The sequence below is a fragment of the Pigmentiphaga sp. CHJ604 genome, assembly GCF_036972535.1.
GTDB lineage: Bacteria > Pseudomonadota > Gammaproteobacteria > Burkholderiales > Burkholderiaceae_B > Pigmentiphaga > Pigmentiphaga daeguensis.
In genome coordinates this window covers 2,469,475-2,487,345 of the sequence record NZ_CP136998.1, presented here as the reverse complement: position 1 = coordinate 2,487,345, position 17,871 = coordinate 2,469,475, and the positions used below count along the sequence as shown (strand labels likewise).

Sequence of the window (17,871 nt, the reverse complement as noted above, 5' to 3'; positions counted from 1 at the left end):
CGTGACCGAACCGAACACCCCAGCCCGGCATCGAGCCGCCCCCCATGCCCTCGTCTTCGAAAAAGACGTCGAGATCCCGATGGACGACGGCATCGTCCTGAAGGCGAACGTTTTCCGCCCCGCCGAACCGGGGCGCTACCCTGTCGTCATGGCCCAGGGGGTATACGGCAAGGACGTCCACTTCGCCGACGGCTTCAAGCCGCAATGGGAGAAACTGCAGCGCCTGCATCCCGGCCTGTGCCAGGACGGCTCCACTGGCCGCTACCTGCGCTGGGAAACCGTGGACCCCGAGCGGTGGGTGCCCGACGGCTACGTCGTCATCCACGTCGACGCGCGCGGCAGCGGCAAGTCGCCGGGCTACCTCGACCCCATGTCGCCGCGCGAAATCCAGGACTACCGCGACGCCATCGAGTGGGCCGGCACGCAATCCTGGAGCAACGGCAAGGTCGGCCTGATCGGCATCTCGTACTATGCCGCCACCCAATGGCGTGTCGCCGCGCTGCGTCCCAGGCACCTGGCCGCCATCGTGCCCTGGGAGGGCCGGTCCGACCACTACCGCGACTACGGCTACCATGGCGGCATCCGCAGCAACGGCTTCCTGAACTCATGGTGGCCCAAGCAGGTGCTGTCCAACCAGCATGGCAACGGCGATACCCCCTATCGCGACCGCGACGACGGCCAGCCCACGACCGGCCCCGCGCTGAGCGCAGCCCTGCTGGCCGCCAACCGCAGCGACTATCCCGCGGAAATGGCGCGGCACGGCTTGTGCGACGCCTGGCACAAGGAACGCACGCCCGACCTTTCCCGCATCACCGTCCCCGTCCTGTCCGCCGGCAACTGGGGAGGCCCCGGCAACCACCTGCGCGGCAACATCGAAGGCTACCTGCGTGCCGGCTCCACGCAGAAATGGCTGTCGATGCACATCGGCACCCACTACGAAAGCTTCTACCTGCCCCGCTACATCGCGCTGCAAAAACAATTCTTCGATCACTTCCTGAAAGGCCTGCCCAACGGCTGGGACCAGACCCCGCCCGTCCTGCTGTCCATCCGGACCGTAGAGGGCGAAATCCGCCGCGCCGAACACGAGTTTCCGCTCGCGCGCACCCGGTGGACCAGGTTCTACCTGCATCCGGGCAACGCGACCCTCGATACCGCCGCTCCCGCCCAAGCCGCCAGCGCCGGCTTTCAGGCCCAGCACGAGCACCTGGACTTCACCACCCCGCCCTTCGAAGCCACGACCGAGATCACCGGCTTCATCCCGCTGCGCATCTGGGTGTCCTCCTCCACCCGGGATGCCGACCTCTTCGCCGTCCTCCGGCTTTTCGATCCCGACGGCAAGGAAATCGTCTTCGACGGCGCCCACGAACCGACGCCGCTGACCCGGGGATGGCTGCGCGCCTCGCACCGCAAGGTCGACGAACAGATGTCCATGCCTTACCGGATCTTCCATGCGCACGACGAGGTCCAGAAGATCGAACCCGGTACCGCCTATCCCCTCGACCTCGAAATCTGGCCCACCTCCATCGTCATCCCGCGCGGCTACCGCCTGCGCCTGACGATACAAGGCAGGGATTTCGAATTCGAAGGCATCAAGGGCCGGCTCACCCATACCGACCCCGCGGATCGCGGCGGCGAGGATTTCCAGGGCCGTACCACCGTGTACAGCGGACCGGAACAGGCGTCCTATCTGACGCTGCCCATCATCCCCGCCAGCGACTGACAGGCTATCGTGCCGCTTCGGGGGCGAACACGCGCAACCGATGCCCGTCCGGATCCCGCGCGACGAAGGAGCGGCCGAACTCCAGGGTCGTGGGAGGCATGAGCAGCGAAATGCCGCGCGCCGTCCAGTCCGCGCAGCGCGCGTCGACCGCCTCGTAGCTGTCCATGCGCAAGACGAGTTCGCTGCCGCCGGCCGGCGCGCCGGCCGGCGGCTCGACGGTGTGCCGCGACCACAGGCCGAGCATCAGGCCGGTATCCAGCGCGAACAGCACGAAGGTGGGCGAGGATTCGATCGGGCGGGCGCCCAGCAGGTCCGCATAGAACCGGCCGCTGGCCTCGGGTTGGTCGACGTAGAGAATGACGAAGTTGGGATGGTCCATGAAGTCGCTCCTGGTTGGTAGACGTGTCCAGGATAGCGACCCATGCTGCCAATTTCTGGCAGCATCAAACTTCCTGTGGAGGAATGCCCTCTTTCTCGCGCCATGCCTTCAGCAAGGCCTGGCGCCGGCGCGGGTAGCGCTGGTCCGTGGCGGTCATGGCCTGGATGCGGTCGGTCCGGAAATGGCGGAAATCCTGGCGCAGTTCGCACCAGCCCAGCACCACGCGCGACTGCTCGAAGAACCCCAGGCCGAACGGCCAGATGAGGCGATGCGAGGCGGCGCCATCGCCGTCGCGGTAGACGATGTCGAGCTTGTGTTCGGCACGGATCGCACGGCGGATCTCGGACAGGTCCACCCGCTCCTGGGCGGACGCCGGCCCCACCAGCAGCGCGGACGTATCCAGGCCGTGGCGCAGCTCGTCGGGCAGGACGGCGGCGATCTTGGCCAGGGCATTGCGGGCCGCCCAGGCCAGCGGTCCGTCGGTGCGGCGGGCCACCCATCGCGACCCCAGCACCAGGGCCTCGATCTCTTCTTCCGAGAACATCATGGGAGGCAGCAGGAAACCCGGTTTCAGCACGTAGCCCAGGCCGGGCTCGCCCTCGATCTGGGCACCCTGGGCCTGCAGGCTGGCGATGTCGCGATAGAGCGTACGCAGGCTGACGCCCAGCTCCTCGGCCAGCAGCCGCCCGCTGACCGGCCGCCTGCGGCGCCGCAGGGCCTGGAGCAAGGCGAACAGGCGCTCGGACCGGGACACGGCGGCAGGCTCGCGGCCGCTATCCGGCCAGGGCCCGCAACGAAGCCGGCACGGGAAAATCCGCGGCCATGTCGCGGAAGGCCCGGTCGGCCCAGGCGGCCCCGACCTCGGTCCCATGGGTGGCCTTCCAGGCGGGACGGCGGTCCTTGTCGATCAGCAAGGCCCGGATGCCTTCCTGGAAGTCGCCGCGGGTACAGCACCACAGGGCGACCTGGTACTCCAGCTGGAAGACCTGGGCCAGCGACATATGGCGCGTGCGATGCTGCAGTTCCCAGGCCAGCCGCGCGGTGCTCGGCGCGCCCTTGGCCAGGGCATCGCGCGCCCCCTCCAGCCACGGGTCCCCGCCGTCGTATTGCAGGATGGCGCCGATGACGTCGTCCAGCGCCGGTGCCCGGCACAGCGCCGCCACGGCATCCAGATTGCGCCGCAACGGGCCTTCCGCCGGATCCGGGGCGGCGTGGCAGGCATCGAGCACGTCGTGCAGCAGGAGGTCGTCGGTGCGGCGATCGCCGGCCCAGGCCTGCCTGGCCAGCGCATCCAGCACCTGCTGCTTGCGGGCATGGGCGATGTGGTAGTCGGCCCAGCCGGCGAACAGCGCGTCGGCGGCTTGCAGCGTCGCGCCGGTCAGCCCCAGGAACAGGCCCGACTTGCCCGGCATGCGGTTCAGGGCCCAGGACATGCCCACGTCGGGAAACAGGCCGATGACGATCTCGGGCATGGCCAGGCGCGACGTTTCCGTGACGACGCGGTGGCTCGCGCCCATCAGCAGGCCCATGCCCCCGCCCATGACGATGCCGTTGCCCCAGCACAGCAGCGGCTTGGGATAGACATGGATCGCGTGGTTCAGGCCGTATTCGCGCTCGAAGAAACGGGCGATGCGGCGCGGCGGACCGTCGCCCCGGTGTTCGAGCATCTCGCGGTACACGCTTCGCAGGTCGCCGCCGGCGCATAGCGCGCGCCCTTCCCCTTCCAGCACCACGACCGCGATGGCCGGATCTGCGGCCCAGGCATCGAGCTGCGCCGCCAGGCTTTCGGCCATTTCCAGCGACAGGGCATTGAGCGTGGCCTGCGCATCGAGCGTGGCCACGCCCAGGCGCCGCCCTCCGCCGGCGGAGATTTCACGGAAGTGGACCGGAGGCGTGGCGCGGGCCTGCATGACGGACTCCTATTGGGCGCCGCCCGCGAACAGCGATCGCGGACGCCGGCGCAGCATCAGGGCGGCAATGCCTGCCACGGCCAGCACCGCGAACAGCAGCACGCTCCATATCTCGTATCGTACGCCCAGCAGGTCCACCGCCGCGTCGGCGCAGGTCGCATAGATGCCGAACACCGCGGGCAGCGCCCCATCCAGGCCCGAGCCCGTCATGAAGCGGTCGGCGAAGGTCTGGTCGCAGCTCATCAGCTGGGACGCCACGTTGTGCTGGTAGATGGCGGTGGCGACGCCGGCCAGCGCCAGCACCGCCACGATGCCGGCGCAGGCCTTCTGCGCCGCCGCCAGCCGGCGAAGAACCAGCCCCAGCACTGCGAATACCGCAATCGCGAGATAGATCAGGCGTTGCAGCACGCACCAGGCGCAGGGCTGCATGTCGAAGACGTGCTGCGACACCAGCGCGACCGCCACGGCTCCCAGGCTGGCGATGGCGGCGAATGCGAGCAGGCGATCAACGAGTACGGTTTTCATGGATAAAGGCCGCGAGGGCTCTCAGGTAGGTGGGTGCAGCGGGACCTGGCGCAGTACGCTCAGGAGCAGTTCGGAGGCCCCATCCCATACGATCTGGACCCCGAGGCAAAGCAGAATGAATGCTGACAAGCGCAGGAACACGACAGTTCCCGTATCGCCCAGCAGACGCAGCAACTGCTGGGCATAACGGAAACACAGCAGCACCGATGCCGCCACCAGCGACAGCCCCAGCACCGCGCCGGCGATGCGGGTGCCGCTGATGAACAGCGAGGCGTGATCGTGCAGGCTCGCCCCCACGGTGATGGCCGCGGCGATGGAGCCCGGACCGCAGGCGATGGGGAACGTCAGGGGATAGAAGGCCCGGCGGTTGGCCATTTCAACGGTGAAACCCTCGGCCAGGCGGGCCGAGCGCTCCGCGCCGCCATCGCTGGAGTTGAGCAGGCGCCAGGCGCTCGCGACCACCAGCAGCCCCCCGCCCACGCGGACGATGGCCAGCGAGATGCCGAAGAAATCGAGCACGATGGACCCGATCAGCATCGCCGCGAACAGCAGCAGGAGAACGTTGCGGGCGATGCGGGCCGCGAGCACCTCCCGCACGCCGGGGGAAGCGCCCTCGGTCAGGGACAGGAATATCGGTGCCGTCGCCGTGGGATTCAGGATGGGGAGCAGTGTCGCCAGGGAAAACAGGAAACTCTTGCCCAGCGCGAGTCCGTAGTCTTCGATCAACATGACCGAAGTGTAAGAGAAATGAAGTCAGGCCGCAGCCGTCCGCCTCGTTTCCGCTTCCAGGCGGCCCGCGGCCTGCTCGAGCAGTTCGGCGTAGATCTCGCCCACCATGATGAGCGCCGGACCCGTGCCCAGCTGCTGCGCGGCCTCGGGCAGGCGCCCCAGCGTGGTCGGCAGCACGCGCTGGGCCGGCAGGCTGGCATTCTCGACCAGCACCGCCGGACGTCCCGGCGGCATGCCGGTGGCCATCAGCCCCTGGGCGATCGCCTCGGCTTGGCGGCTGGCCATGTACAGCACCACGGTATCGGCGCCCCGGGCGGCGTCCGCCCAGGCGTGGGGACGCTCGCCGCTGCCCACGGCGGGCGTCAGGAACACGACGCTGCGGCTCAGGCCGCGGCGCGTCAGCGACAGGCCCAGCGCCGAACTGGCGCCGAAGGCCGCGCTGATGCCGGGCACCACCTCGACCTCGATGCCCGCCTTGGCCAGGGCGGCGATCTCCTCTTGCGCGCGCCCGAACAGCATGGGGTCGCCCCCCTTGAGCCGCACCACGCAGGCATGCCGGCGGGCGGCATCGACCAGTTGGCGGTTGATGAACTGCTGCACCGTGGACAACTGCCCGCAGCGCTTGCCCACGGCCACGAGTTGGGCCCGGGGGGCCAGCGCCAGCACCTCGCCGTCCACCAGCGCGTCATGGAAGACCACGTCGGCCTGCTGCAGCAACCGGGCCGCGCGCACGGTCAGCAGGTCCGCCACGCCAGGGCCCGCGCCCACCAGATAGACTTTGCCCATGGATCAACCCTGCCGCGCGGCGGGAACCGGATAGCTTTGCTGGTAGGCGGCCGTGAAGGTGCCGAAAGCCCGCAGGGCCTGCTCGGGATCGTGGCCGGGCTTGATCGCGAAGCTGTCGAAACCCGAGCGCGCCTGGTAGTGGACGGTGTCTATCATCACGTCGCCCACGGCTCGCAGCTCCCCCTGCCAGCCGAGCCGCGTACGCAGCAGGTAGGCGATGGAATAGCCCCGGCCATCGGTGTAGATGGGAAAATCGACCGCGATCAGCGCCAGTCCGGTCGGGTCTATCCTGCCCTCCTCGGCCAGCTCGGCGGGATCGTCGGCGGGCCCCAGCAGCACCCCCACGGGCCGGCGGCGTCCGCGCAGCTCGGCGCGCGCCGACCGCCACACGGACAGCGGCACGAGCCAGTCCTCGTCATCGGCCGGCAGCGGCCGGGTCTCGGTGGGCTCGAAACGCTTCCAGGTGTCGACCTCCAGGTTGCGGTGCCGGATCAGCGTGGCGGCTTGCTGCGACTCAGACATGAGCGGCCTCCACCTGGGCCGCCTTGGCCTGCTGGCGCTCGGCGTAGACGCGGGTCTTGAAGGGATCGATGCCCACGCGCTCGACCACGTCGATGAAGCGCTCGGCGTCGCTGTCGCGCAGGTCGATGTAGGTCTCCACCAGCGTGGCGACCACGTCGGCCACTTCCTCGCGCGCGAACGACGGGCCGATGACGCGGCCGATCGCCGCGCCGGCGCCCCGCATGGATTCGATGTCCGGCAGCGGCTTGGCGGCCCCGCTCTGGCGGCCGCCCAGCGTGACCTGGTACCACTCCTCGCCGGCCTTGTCCACGCCCAGGATGCCGATGTGGCCCACGTGGTGATGCCCGCAGGAATTGATGCAGCCGGAGATGTTCAGGTCCAGTTCGCCGATCTCGTGCAGGTAGTCGAGGTCGTCGAAGCGGCGCTGGATCGCCTCGGCCACCGGTATCGACACCGCGTTGGCCAGCGCACAGAAGTCGCCGCCCGGGCAGGCGATGATGTTGGTCAGGAAACCGATGTTGGGCGTGGCCAGGCCCAGCTGGTCGAGCTCCTTCCACAGTTCGTAGAGCTGGCTTCGCGCCACGTCGGTGAACACCAGGTTCTGCTCGTGCGAGACGCGCATCTCGCCGAAGCTGTAGCGGTCGGCCAGGTCGGCCACCGCGTCCATCTGGTCGGCGGTGATGTCGCCCGGCGGCACGCCCGTGCGCTTGAGCGACAGCGTCACGGCGGCATAGCCGTGGACCTTGTGGTGATGGGTATTGCGCCGCAGCCAGCGCGCGAAGCGCGGGTCATTGCCGGCGTGCTGGGCCGACGTGTCCGGGCCCGGGTCGGCGGCATAAGGCGTCGCCGTGAAGCGCTCGGCGATGGCCTGGATCCGCTCGGCGGTGACCGTCTCCGGGCCGTCCTTCAGATGCTGCCATTCGCGTTCGACCTCTTCGGCGAACACCTGCGGCGTCAATTCCTTGACCAGGATCTTGATGCGCGCCTTGAACTTGTTGTCGCGCCGGCCATGCAGGTTGTAGACCCGCAGGATGGCCTGCAGATAGGTCAGAAGGTTCTGCCAGGGCACGTACGGGTTGATCAGTTGCCCCACCAGCGGCGTGCGCCCCAGGCCGCCGCCCGCCCAGACGCGAAAACCGATCTCGCCGTCCTGCTCGACCGCCTGCAGGCCGATGTCGTGCACGCCCACCGCGGCCCGGTCGGTGACCGCGCCGCTGACCGCGATCTTGAACTTGCGGGGCAGGAACGCGAACTCGGGATGGAAGGTGGACCACTGCCGAATCAGTTCGCACCAGACCAGGGGATTGACGATCTCGTCCGGCGCGACGCCGGCGAACTGGTCCGTGGTCGTGTTGCGGATGTCGTTGCCGCTGGTCTGGATCGAGTGCATCTGCACCTTGGCCAGTTCGGCCAGGATGTCGGGCACGTCTTCCAGCTTGGGCCAGTTGAACTGCATGTTCTGCCGGGTGCTGAAATGCCCGTAGCCGCGGTCCCACTTGCGCGCGATGTATGCCAGCGTGCGGAGCTGGCGCGAGGCCAGCATGCCGTAGGGCACGGCGATCCGCAGCATGGGCGCGTGGCGCTGGATATACAGGCCGTTCTGCAGGCGCAGCGTGCGAAAGTCGTCTTCGCTGAGTTGCCCGTTCAGGAAACGCCGCGTCTGGTCACGGAACTGGGCGACGCGTTGATCGACCAGCAACTGATCGACGGGTTGATACTGGTACATGCAGCAAGCCTCTAGATGTGGCCGATTGGCGATGGGCGGAGCGCGCCGACGCTTCGGGCCGGAGCGGGCATGCGTATCCCGCGCGGGCGCGCACCCAGGCTTGCAGCTTACAAAGACCGGCTTATGAATAAAACGACCGGTTCGTAATGTGCATATACAGAAAAAGATCTAAAAAAAAGCGGAGGCAAAAACCTCCGCTCATATCGGCCCAGGGCGCCGCGGATCCGGCTTTGCCGGTCCGCCAGCGCCGCCCCCTTCAGGGGGCGGGCGTAGGGGTGGGGTCACATTTCGTTCGCGGCGGAGCCCATGTTGACGCGCAGGCCGCCGGCCCCGCTTTCCTCGCCACGGCTCTTGCGCATGCGCTCGATGTGGTCCAGGTACTCCGGCGTCACGTCGCCCGTCACGTAATGCCCGTCGAAGCACGACGACTCGAACCGGGTCAGCGCCGGATTCATGTCGCTGACTGCCTGGCGCATGGCGGCCAGGTCCTGGTAGATCAGCGCGTCGGCGCCGATCACCCGGGCGATCTCCTCGTCGGAGCGGCCATGGGCGATCAGTTCGCTGCGGGTGGGCATGTCGATGCCGTACACGTTCGGGAAGCGCACCGGAGGCGCCGCCGACGCGAAGAACACCTTGTTGGCCCCCGCCGCGCGGGCCATCTCGACGATCTCGCCGCTGGTGGTGCCGCGGACGATGGAGTCGTCCACGATCAGCACGTTCTTGCCCTTGAACTCCTCGCTCATGGCGTTGAGCTTCTGGCGCACGGACTTCTTGCGCACCGCCTGGCCGGGCATGATGAAGGTACGGCCGACATAGCGGTTCTTGATGAACCCCTCGCGGTAGTCCAGGTTCAGCCGCGCGGCCAGCTGCATCGCCGCCGGCCGGGCCGAGTCGGGAATCGGCATCACCACGTCGACGTCGCCCAGGCGCAAGTTGCGGGCAACCTTGTCCGCCAGGTATTCGCCCATGCGCAGGCGCGCGCTGTATACCGACACGCCGTCCATCAGCGAATCGGGCCGCGCGAAATAGACGTATTCGAAGATGCAGGGGCTCAGTTGCGGGTTGTCCGCGCACTGGCGCGAGGTAAAGCGGCCGTTCAGGTCGATGAACACGGCTTCGCCGGGCGCCACGTCGCGCTCGAACTTGAAGCCCATGCCTTCGAGCGTGACCGACTCCGAGGCCACCATCCACTCGACGCCGCCCTCGGTCTCGACCTTGCCCAGGCACAGGGGCCGGATGCCGTAGGGGTCGCGGAAGGCCAGCATGCCGTAGCCGGCGATCTCGGCCACCACCGCATAGGCGCCGCGCACGCGCTTGTGCACCGCCGACACGGCCCGGAAGATGGCGTCCTCGTCCAGCGACACGCCGTTCGAGGCGCGCTGCAGCTCGTGCGCCAGCACATTGAGCAGCACTTCCGAATCGGAATTGGTGTTCATGTGGCGGCGGTCGACGCGGAACAGCTCCTCGCGCAGCGACTCCCAGTTGGTCAGGTTGCCGTTGTGGGCGAAGGTGATGCCGAACGGCGCGTTGACGTAGAACGGCTGGGCTTCTTCCGCGCTGGAGCTGGAACCGGCGGTCGGGTAGCGGACCTGGCCGATGCCCGAGTTTCCGGGCAGCGAACGCATGTTGCGCGTACGGAAGACGTCGCGGACCAGGCCATGCGCCTTGTACATATTGAAGGTATTGCCCTGGGACGTGGCGATGCCCGCCGCATCCTGACCGCGATGCTGCAGCAGCAGCAGACTGTCGTAGAGCAACTGATTAACCGGCGCGTGCGAGACGACACCGACGATTCCACACATGAGAGCCTCTTATCAGCAGCACAAACTTCTTAATAGCGGATCCAGTCCGCGAACTGTTCCGGCACATACGGCTTGACCGCCCGCACGCCCTCTTCCGCATAGGGAGACAGGACGGCTCCGGTCCACCACGGCTCCTTGGGCAAGGGCGTGAATCCCGCCGCCACCACCAGGACCATCACGATGACCACGCCGCGCACCAGGCCGAACACGGCACCCAGGCCGCGATCGGCCAGCGACAAGCCGGTGGCCTTGAGCAGCAGCCCCAGCGCCACGTTGACCAGGCCTACCGCCAGCAGCACGGCAATGAACACGCCCGCGTAGGCCACGATCGCGCGCAGGCCCGAATTCTCGATATACGCCGCCAGCCACTCGTAGGCCAGCGGTCCGTAGCGCACCGCCACCACGAATGCGGCGACATAGGCGATCAACGACAGGACTTCCTTCACCAGGCCGCGGAACAGGCCGATCACCACCGACGCGCCCAGGATCAGCAGGACGCCGTAGTCGAAACTGGTCACAGCGGCACGATGGAACTACTGAAACCGGCCGAGCTGACACGCGCCCGGGCGGCATCGGCCGCCTCGCGCGAGGCGAAGGGACCGACCCGGACGCGGAACACGTCGCCCTTGCCGGTCTTCACGCGCTCGGTGAAACTCTTGATGCCTGCGGCGCTGAGCCGGTCGCGCATGTCGTTGGCGCGCTCCTCGGTGGAAAACGCCGCGATCTGCACCGCGAAACTGCCCTTGCTGTCGGGCTTGGGCGCCGCCGGGGCGGACGTGCCGCCTTCCAGCAAGGCGCGGGCCCGGGCAGCCTCGGCGCGCGCGGCATCGGCGCGGGCCGTGTCGCTGGGCGCCGGCTTGGGCGGCGCGGGCTTGGGAGGTTCGGGCTGGGCCAGCGGCTTCGCCGGCTCGGGCTTGGGCGCCTCGGGCTTCGGAGGCTCCGGCTTGGGCGCGGGGGGCGCCGCGGGCTCCGGCTTGGGCTCCGGCTTGGGCTCCGGCTTGGGCTGCGGCGCGGGCGTCTCGGCCGGAGGCGGCGCGGCGGGCGCCTCGGGTGCCGGCGCCTTGGCCACCGGTTCGGGCGTGGCCAGGTTGCGGTCGGGAATCTGGATGGGGATGTCGTCCGGCAGCATGGGCGGCTCGGAATCGAGCACCATGGGCAGCACGACGACCGCCGCCAGGACCAGGGCGATGGCGCCTACCAGGCGGCGCCTGGCGCGGCGGCGCGCTTCCTGGGCGGGATCCTGCGAATCGGCCCCGGCTGCATAGCCGGCGCGGCTGGATTTGGCCGTGGTCGTGGCCGCCTTCTTCTTGCGCTCGAGCAATCCCATTGATACGTCCGGCTGAAACGGGCGGCAGGGTCTTGCGCCGCCCCCTGAGGGGGCTCCGGCTCAGACCGCGCGGGCGGGCCTGGCCGCACGCATCGACGCCAACACGCCTGCCACGGTAAGGAAAGATCCGAAGACCAGGATTCTATCACCCTCGCCCATCCTTTCCCGCGCCGCCGCATAGGCCGCGGCGGGGTCGGCGTAGGCCTGGATCGACGAGTCCTTGTCTTCCTTGACGCCTCGGGCCCGCAGGCGCGCGGCCAGCTCCTCGCCGCCCAGCCCGCGCGGCCCGGGCAGGCCGGCGCAATACCAATGGTCGACGCGGTCGCCCAGCTTGGCGATGACACCGTCGATGTCCTTGTCGCCCAGCATCCCGAACACCGCATAGGTGTACGGATAAAACCCCATGTTGTCGAGGTTGTCGGCCAGCACGGCGGCGGCGTGGGGGTTGTGCGCCACGTCCAGGATCACCGTGGGCTGCCCGGGCAGGATCTGGAAGCGGCCGGGCAATTGCACCTGCAACAGGCCCAGCCGCACCGCCTGCTGGGGCACCGGCAGCCGGTCGTGCAGGGCCTCGAGCGCGGCCAGCGCCGCCGAAGCGTTCAGCAACTGGTTGGCGCCGCGCAGCGCCGGATAGGCCAGCGCGTTGCGGCGCTGGTGGCGGCCGCCATAGTTCCATTGCTGCTTGTCGCCCGCGTAGTTGTAGTCGCGCCCGAAGCGCCAGAGGTCGGCGCCTATGCTCCCGGCGTAGTCCACCAGCGATTGCGGCGGCATGGGATCGGCGCAGATGGCGGGCTTGCCGGGGCGGTAGATGTGGGCTTTCTCCCAGCCGATCTTCTCGCGGTCGTCGCCCAGCCACTCGACATGGTCCAGGTCGACGCTCGTCACGATGGCGCAGTCCGCGTCGACGATGTTGACCGCGTCCAGGCGGCCGCCCAGCCCGACTTCCAGGATGACCGCGTCCAGCCCCGACTGCGCGAACAGACGCAGGATGGCGAGCGTGGTCAGTTCGAAATAAGTCAGCGACGTATCGCCACGGGCCGCGTCCACGGCGGCGAACTGCTCGGTCAGCGCGGCGTCGCTGGCGGGTTCGCCGTTCACGCGCGCCCGTTCGTTGAAATCCAGCAGGTGCGGCGAGGTGTAGAGCCCGACCTTGTACCCGGCGCTCAGCAGCATGGCCTCGAGCATGGCGCAGGTCGAGCCCTTGCCGTTGGTGCCCCCCACCACGATGGTGACCGCATCCAGGGCCAGCCCCAGGCGCCCGGCCACCTCGCGCACGCGGTCCAGGCCCATGTCTATCGGCCGGCTGTGGATGGATTCGAGATAGGCCAGCCACTGCGCCAGGGGGCTGTGGGCGTCGGGGCGTGAAGCGGAAGCGGAAGACGGCATGGATACGACCGGCAGGACAAGAGGATGACTGGGAAACACGCGCCGCGCCGATACGGACGCGGCGGCGGGAACGGCATGGCCCGGCGCTGCGGGCCACGGACAGAACGGAAATCTCAGCGGCGGTTCGGCCAGGCGGTCAGGATATCGTAGCCGTCGTCCGTCACGGCCACCATGTGCTCCCACTGCGCGGACCACGAACCGTCCACGGTCACCACGGTCCAGTCGTCGTCCAGCACCTGTACCTCGTGGCGCCCGGCGTTGAGCATGGGCTCGATGGTGAACACCATCCCCTTCTTCAGGCGCAGGCCGCTGTTCGGCCGGCCGTAGTGCAGTACCTGGGGCGCCTCGTGGTACTTGCGGCCGATGCCGTGCCCGCAGAAATCGCGCACCACCGAGAACCCGGCATCTTCGGCATAGGTCTGGATGGCCGCGCCCACGTCGCCCAGCGTCGCGCCCGGCCGCACCGCGGCGATGCCGCGCAGCATGCTTTCCAGCGTGACGTTGACCAGGCGCTCGGCCTCCGGCGACGGCGTGCCGGCGTAGAACATGCGGCTCGTGTCGCCGTGCCAGCCGTCCCGGATCACGGTGACGTCGATGTTGATGATGTCGCCGTCGCGCAGCACGTCCTCGGGCTTGGGTATGCCGTGGCAGACCACGCCGTTGATGGACGTGCACAGCGTCTTGGGAAAGCCGTGGTAGCCGACGTTGGCGGGAATGGCCTTCTGGACCTGGGTGATGTATTCGTAGCAGCGGCGGTCGAGTTCTTCGGTCGAGACGCCCGGCTGGACATACTCGCCTATCATCTCCAGGACCTCGGCCGCCATGCCGCCCGCCACGCGCATCGCTTCGATTTCCTGCGGGGACTTGAGGGTGATTGCCATGCGGGGAACTCCGTGTTTGCCCGATTTTACCGCCGGCCTTCGCCGGCCTCTTCCGCATCCCCGCCGCGCGCGGTGCGCGGGGCGCGAACCGGCGAGGCCTTGGCGGCCCAGCGGTCCAGCGTGCGCATCACCGCGCGCGGCCGGGCCAGCGGGTCGTGGAGGCCGCCATAGCGGGCCTGCATGTCCACCCGCGCGGCAGAGGCCGCGCTTCGCGCCTGCGCCGCATGCGCGGCCGCCCAGCGGCGATCCACGCCCAGGGCCAGCGCATGCGGCAGGTAACGTTCGTAGCGGGCGAGCGCGCTTTCCGCATCGGCCGGCGCAAGGACCGGCGGACGGGCGAGGAACCTGCGGAAGCCGTCTATCCGGGCCCGCAGGGCCCGCCCTTGCGCGGTATAGCCGCGCAGGCCGAGAAAGCCCGCGCACACCAGCACCAGCGAGGCCAGCGGCGCCAGCCCGATCAGCAGCAGCCTGGCCGACTCCACGTGCGTAGCCAGCACCGCGAGCCCGCCCGCCAGGCACAGCAGTCCCAGCACGCTCAGCACCGTGCGGCTCGCCAGGCTGGTCGCCCCGGCCCGCCACTGCGCATAGACCGCGAACCAGGCCGGCACCGCGGGCAGCGGCAGCAGGATGCCCCAGGCGGCCCACGACAGCGGATTGCCCTCGCGGACGATGGCGAGTCCGACCAGGGCCACCGTCATGGCGATCCAGAGATAGGCCCCCTTGCGCGCGCGATCGCCGTAGACCACGAACAGCGAGCGGGCATAGGCCTCGTCCAGCCATTCACGCTGGCCGCCTTGCGCTTCGTCGTAGCAGCGCCGGTACAGTCCGTCCAGGCGCAGCAGGGTGCGGCCGCCCGCGAAAAAACGGCCCAGCATGGCGTTGAGCAGCGGATCGTGGCGCGCATCGCTGCCGGTCTGGTTGGGAAGGCGCTCGAGATAGCGTCCGTCCGCCCGCTCCAGCACCTGCACCGAACGGCGGGCCAGCAATTCCATCATGCCGGACAGGAAGGCCCAGCGGTCATAGCCCTTGCGGTATACGTAGCGCAGCGCGGGCGCGGACAGGCCTTCCGGCGGATCGGCCTGCGGCGTCCTGTCATGCCGCCCCAGCCGCCACGCCTGCGTGGCGGCGGCCAGGTAATAAAGCAGCAGCAGCGCGAGCCCGACGCCGGCGACCCAGAACTCGGCGTGGTCCTGCACACCGTACCACCAGGCCTTGAGCGGCCCGGGCCGCCGCACCTCGCCCGCCGGCCAACCGAGTTCGACCGTCATGTTCTGGCCTGGCTCCAGCACGCGCGTGGAGACGAACACCACGCGTCCGGCCTCCTTTTCCTGCACCCGCCCCGGCGCGCCGGCGCCGCCGGCCACCGCGGCCTGCCGGACCGGTTCGTCCGACGGCAGCACGACCCGCACACGCACCCGGTCGATGGGCAGGGACCAATCCGTGCCCGTCACGTCCCAGGCCAGCCTGTCCTCGGCGCCGGCCGCCTGCAACTGCCGCGTGACGCGATACACCAGGGTGTACTGGTATTCGCCGGGACGGAACACCACGTCCGGACGGCCGGTGGAGATCCGCACGCCGTCCCGCAGGCGCGACGAAACGAACGGTTCGGCCCGGCCGTCGCGCCGCACCGAGACGACGTCCAGACCGGCGGCCGCGCGGCTGCCATCGGCGCGCCGGTACAAGCGCGCGAAATCCCGCTGCAATCCGTACTTGATCTGCTTGCCTTCGGAGCGTACGCGCAGGTTCTCGGTCACCAGGAGGTCACCGCTGCGCTCGACCTTGATGTCGCTGAAGAATTCGAGGATGCGTTCGTCCGCGCGCGCCGGCCCGGCCAGGACGAACAGCCAGCACAGGGCCAGCAGACAGGATCTCATGCCCGGCCTCGTCACCGGGCGGATCGAGGAAGCGGCCCTCGCGGCGCGGATCCGCGAGCCGGCCCGGCGGCGGCCATTACGGGGAAAGTGACGACGTGGGCCGCCTTGGCCCGGGGATGCGATCCGCTCTCAGACATGACACCAGCCTTGTTTTGGCAGGACTGTACCATCGACCGCGCGCCCGGGCGCTCGCGCCCGTCTCAAGTTGTTTCCTCGTCACAGCGGCGCCTGCGTGCGTGCCCTTTCCTGGCCAGGCGCAGGTGTTTTTCCCATTGACATCCGGTTGCCGCGTCTCTAGAATTTTTTGAACTTATCGTTCATTTTTGTACAACCCAGCACGGCACAGGAGAAGTTCCATGGCATCGCCCCTCATCGGTATCAGCGGCGCAGGCATAGGCGGGCTGGCAGCGGCGATCGCCCTGCGCAAGCTCGGCCTGGAATCGGTGGTTTTCGAGCAGGCCCCCAGGTTCGCGCGCGTCGGCGCCGACATCAACCTCACCCCGAACGCCGTGCTGGCGCTGGATGGCCTGGGCGTGGGCGACGAACTGCGCAAGACCGCGGCCCGCCCCACGCACCGCATCAGCCGCACCTGGGATACGGGCGAGGAAACCTCCCGCCTGGAAATGTCGCAGGCCGCCGAAACGTGCTATGGCGCGCCCCAGCTGACCATGCACCGGGCCGACCTGCTGGCCGCGCTGGAGCAGGCCGTGCCCGCCGCCACGATCCACCTCGGCAAGCGCACCGTGGGCATAGACGAAGGCGCGGACGGCATCACTGTGCGCTTCGAGGACGGCACGTCCCAGCGCGTGGACGTGCTGGTCGGCGCGGACGGCATCCACTCCACGGTCCGCAAGCACCTCCTGGGCGACGAGTATCCCGACTTCACCGGCGTGGTGGCCTATCGCGCCGTGGTGCCGGCCTCGCGCCTGGAAGGCGTGCCCAACCTGGGCGCCTTCACCAAGTGGTGGGGCCCCAATCCCGAGACCCAGATCGTCACCTTCCCGCTCAACCTGGGCCGCGATATCTTCATCTTCGCCACCACGCCCCAGGACAGCTGGCGCCATGAGTCGTGGACCATGCCGGGCAGCGTCGACGAACTGCGCGCCTCCTACGCCGATTTCCATCCCGAGGCGCGGGCGCTGCTCGCGGCCTGCGACGAAGTGCTGAAGTCCGCGCTGTACGTGCGCGACCCGCTGCCTTCCTGGTCGCGCGGAAACATCACCCTGCTGGGCGACGCCTGCCATCCCATGATGCCCTTCATGGCCCAGGGCGCCGGCATGGCGATCGAGGATGCCGTGGTGCTGGCCCGCTACCTGGCGGACACCCCCGATGCGCCCGCGCAAGCCCTCAAGCGCTACGAGGCCGCCCGCCACGACCGCACCGCGCGGGTCCAGATCGGCTCGCGCGGCAACAACTGGCTCAAGGAAGGCGGCAATGCCGACTGGGTGTACGAATACAATGCCTGGACCGTGCCCCTGGCCTGATCTTCCATGTCATTTTCCGCAGAACCCCTGGACAGCGACGAATCCGCCGGCAAGCCCGGCGCCCTGGTCTCGCCGGTGGTCAGGGCGTTCCGGCTGTTGCGCTACGTGGTCGACGGCGGCAGTACGTCCAACCTGAGCGAGGTCGGCCGCAGCATCGACGTCAACCGCGTCACGGTCATGCGGCTGATCGCCACGCTGGAACACGAAGGCGTGCTGGAAGCCCTGCCCCAGGGGGGGCACCGCATCGGCCTCCCGTTCCTGAAACTGGCCACCGCCGCCACCGCGGCCAACGACATGCTGGACCTGGGCCGCCGGGTGCTGGCCGACGTGCGGCGCCAGTTGAACGTCTCCGCCTACCTGGCCGCGCTCGATGGCGGCCACGTCGTCTACCTGCTGCGCGACATGCCCGAGGCCGGCCTAATCAGCAGCGTGCGCGTCGGCAGCCGCGTCGCGGCGCACCTGACCACGCCGGGCCGCATGCTGCTGGCCTGGCAACCGCCGGCCATCCTGGATGCGCTGCTGGCCGCGGATCCCGCGGCGGCGGCCCAGGCCGGCAAGCTGCGCGCCCAACTGGCGGCCGACCGCGAACGCGGCTGTGCCTGGAGCTTCTCGGGATTCGAGCAAGGCATCAACTCCTGCGCCGCGCCCGTGTTCGGCGCGCTGGGCGAGGCCGCCGCGGCCATCAGCGTGGCGGGCCCCGAGGCGGCATTCGGCGCCGATGCCGATTCCCGCACCCGCACCGAACAGGTCGTCCTGCAGGCCGCGCGCGACCTGTCGTCGCTGCTGGGCAGCCGGGGCTACCCGCCCGCCAACTGAGCGG

The 17,871-nt window shown here is 69.1% G+C and carries 17 protein-coding genes; 3 read left to right on the top strand and 14 right to left on the bottom strand.

Going from position 1 to position 17,871, the window contains the following annotated elements; translation table 11 throughout:
• Window position 1: 1 nt before the first annotated feature.
• Entirely contained in the window at window positions 2-1,720 is a 1,719-nt protein-coding gene (locus R4823_RS11965) for a CocE/NonD family hydrolase (RefSeq protein ID WP_338618761.1), read from the top strand.
• Between the two features lie 4 nt (window positions 1,721-1,724).
• Here the strand turns inward: R4823_RS11965 and R4823_RS11960 are convergent, their stop codons facing one another.
• From R4823_RS11960 to R4823_RS11895, 14 genes are all read right to left on the bottom strand, one after another.
• Window positions 1,725-2,099: a VOC family protein gene (locus tag R4823_RS11960; RefSeq protein WP_279818403.1), complete on the bottom strand. Its 375-nt coding sequence runs from the start codon at window positions 2,097-2,099 to the stop codon at window positions 1,725-1,727.
• A gap of 64 nt (window positions 2,100-2,163) precedes the next feature.
• The gene (locus R4823_RS11955; RefSeq protein ID WP_279818405.1) at window positions 2,164-2,853 is read right to left on the bottom strand and encodes a YafY family protein; all 690 of its coding nucleotides are present in this window, start codon (window positions 2,851-2,853) and stop codon (window positions 2,164-2,166) included.
• 19 nt (window positions 2,854-2,872) lie between these two features.
• Window positions 2,873-4,009, bottom strand: a complete 1,137-nt coding sequence (locus tag R4823_RS11950) for an enoyl-CoA hydratase/isomerase family protein (protein ID WP_087841243.1) — start codon at window positions 4,007-4,009, stop codon at window positions 2,873-2,875.
• Window positions 4,010-4,018: 9 nt separating this feature from the next.
• The gene (locus R4823_RS11945) at window positions 4,019-4,534 is read right to left on the bottom strand and encodes a disulfide bond formation protein B (RefSeq protein ID WP_087841242.1); all 516 of its coding nucleotides are present in this window, start codon (window positions 4,532-4,534) and stop codon (window positions 4,019-4,021) included.
• A gap of 21 nt (window positions 4,535-4,555) precedes the next feature.
• Window positions 4,556-5,263 (bottom strand): MarC family protein, encoded by a 708-nt coding sequence (locus R4823_RS11940; RefSeq protein WP_087841241.1) that lies wholly within the window; start codon window positions 5,261-5,263, stop codon window positions 4,556-4,558.
• Window positions 5,264-5,287: 24 nt separating this feature from the next.
• Window positions 5,288-6,049: a uroporphyrinogen-III C-methyltransferase gene (gene cobA / locus R4823_RS11935; protein WP_338618757.1), complete on the bottom strand. Its 762-nt coding sequence runs from the start codon at window positions 6,047-6,049 to the stop codon at window positions 5,288-5,290.
• Window positions 6,050-6,052: 3 nt separating this feature from the next.
• Window positions 6,053-6,571 carry a DUF934 domain-containing protein gene (locus tag R4823_RS11930; RefSeq protein WP_087841239.1) on the bottom strand — a complete coding sequence of 173 codons (519 nt, stop codon included), beginning with the start codon at window positions 6,569-6,571 and terminating at the stop codon, window positions 6,053-6,055.
• Entirely contained in the window at window positions 6,564-8,297 is a 1,734-nt protein-coding gene (locus R4823_RS11925; protein ID WP_338618755.1) for a nitrite/sulfite reductase, read from the bottom strand. Before R4823_RS11925 ends, R4823_RS11930 begins: the two co-directional genes overlap by 8 nt.
• Before the next feature lie 281 nt (window positions 8,298-8,578).
• The gene (gene purF, locus R4823_RS11920; protein ID WP_279818408.1) at window positions 8,579-10,099 is read right to left on the bottom strand and encodes an amidophosphoribosyltransferase; all 1,521 of its coding nucleotides are present in this window, start codon (window positions 10,097-10,099) and stop codon (window positions 8,579-8,581) included.
• Between the two features lie 29 nt (window positions 10,100-10,128).
• The gene (locus tag R4823_RS11915; protein WP_087841236.1) at window positions 10,129-10,617 is read right to left on the bottom strand and encodes a CvpA family protein; all 489 of its coding nucleotides are present in this window, start codon (window positions 10,615-10,617) and stop codon (window positions 10,129-10,131) included.
• Entirely contained in the window at window positions 10,614-11,426 is an 813-nt protein-coding gene (locus R4823_RS11910; RefSeq protein WP_279818410.1) for an SPOR domain-containing protein, read from the bottom strand. The genes R4823_RS11915 and R4823_RS11910 overlap by 4 nt, the downstream gene beginning before the upstream one ends.
• Before the next feature lie 60 nt (window positions 11,427-11,486).
• Window positions 11,487-12,812 (bottom strand): bifunctional tetrahydrofolate synthase/dihydrofolate synthase, encoded by a 1,326-nt coding sequence (folC, locus tag R4823_RS11905; protein WP_087841234.1) that lies wholly within the window; start codon window positions 12,810-12,812, stop codon window positions 11,487-11,489.
• A gap of 113 nt (window positions 12,813-12,925) precedes the next feature.
• The gene (gene map, locus R4823_RS11900; protein WP_087841233.1) at window positions 12,926-13,693 is read right to left on the bottom strand and encodes a type I methionyl aminopeptidase; all 768 of its coding nucleotides are present in this window, start codon (window positions 13,691-13,693) and stop codon (window positions 12,926-12,928) included.
• Window positions 13,694-13,719: 26 nt separating this feature from the next.
• A complete protein-coding gene (locus R4823_RS11895) occupies window positions 13,720-15,567 on the bottom strand; it encodes a DUF2207 domain-containing protein (RefSeq protein ID WP_087841232.1) in 1,848 nt (615 codons plus the stop codon).
• Between the two features lie 356 nt (window positions 15,568-15,923).
• On the opposite strand from R4823_RS11895, the gene R4823_RS11890 reads away from it, so the two are divergent.
• Together R4823_RS11890 and R4823_RS11885 are read left to right on the top strand one after the other, a co-directional pair.
• The gene (locus R4823_RS11890) at window positions 15,924-17,051 is read left to right on the top strand and encodes an FAD-dependent monooxygenase (RefSeq protein ID WP_279818411.1); all 1,128 of its coding nucleotides are present in this window, start codon (window positions 15,924-15,926) and stop codon (window positions 17,049-17,051) included.
• A gap of 6 nt (window positions 17,052-17,057) precedes the next feature.
• Window positions 17,058-17,867, top strand: coding sequence for an IclR family transcriptional regulator (locus R4823_RS11885; protein ID WP_279818413.1), 810 nt, complete (start codon window positions 17,058-17,060; stop codon window positions 17,865-17,867).
• The last annotated feature ends 4 nt before the right edge of the window (window positions 17,868-17,871 follow it).

What these genes read in the sequence shown, in the direction of transcription:
- R4823_RS11930 (WP_087841239.1), bottom strand. Translation starts at nt 6,571, where the DNA reads ATGTCTGAGTCGCAGCAAGCCGCCACGCTGATCCGGCACCGCAACCTG.
- R4823_RS11890 (WP_279818411.1), top strand. Translation starts at nt 15,924, where the DNA reads ATGGCATCGCCCCTCATCGGTATCAGCGGCGCAGGCATAGGCGGGCTG.
- R4823_RS11950 (WP_087841243.1), bottom strand. Translation starts at nt 4,009, where the DNA reads ATGCAGGCCCGCGCCACGCCTCCGGTCCACTTCCGTGAAATCTCCGCC.
- folC (WP_087841234.1), bottom strand. Translation starts at nt 12,812, where the DNA reads ATGCCGTCTTCCGCTTCCGCTTCACGCCCCGACGCCCACAGCCCCCTG.
- cobA (WP_338618757.1), bottom strand. Translation starts at nt 6,049, where the DNA reads ATGGGCAAAGTCTATCTGGTGGGCGCGGGCCCTGGCGTGGCGGACCTG.
- R4823_RS11940 (WP_087841241.1), bottom strand. Translation starts at nt 5,263, where the DNA reads ATGTTGATCGAAGACTACGGACTCGCGCTGGGCAAGAGTTTCCTGTTT.
- purF (WP_279818408.1), bottom strand. Translation starts at nt 10,099, where the DNA reads ATGTGTGGAATCGTCGGTGTCGTCTCGCACGCGCCGGTTAATCAGTTG.
- R4823_RS11960 (WP_279818403.1), bottom strand. Translation starts at nt 2,099, where the DNA reads ATGGACCATCCCAACTTCGTCATTCTCTACGTCGACCAACCCGAGGCC.
- R4823_RS11885 (WP_279818413.1), top strand. Translation starts at nt 17,058, where the DNA reads ATGTCATTTTCCGCAGAACCCCTGGACAGCGACGAATCCGCCGGCAAG.
- R4823_RS11945 (WP_087841242.1), bottom strand. Translation starts at nt 4,534, where the DNA reads ATGAAAACCGTACTCGTTGATCGCCTGCTCGCATTCGCCGCCATCGCC.
- R4823_RS11895 (WP_087841232.1), bottom strand. Translation starts at nt 15,567, where the DNA reads ATGAGATCCTGTCTGCTGGCCCTGTGCTGGCTGTTCGTCCTGGCCGGG.
- R4823_RS11910 (WP_279818410.1), bottom strand. Translation starts at nt 11,426, where the DNA reads ATGGGATTGCTCGAGCGCAAGAAGAAGGCGGCCACGACCACGGCCAAA.
- map (WP_087841233.1), bottom strand. Translation starts at nt 13,693, where the DNA reads ATGGCAATCACCCTCAAGTCCCCGCAGGAAATCGAAGCGATGCGCGTG.
- R4823_RS11925 (WP_338618755.1), bottom strand. Translation starts at nt 8,297, where the DNA reads ATGTACCAGTATCAACCCGTCGATCAGTTGCTGGTCGATCAACGCGTC.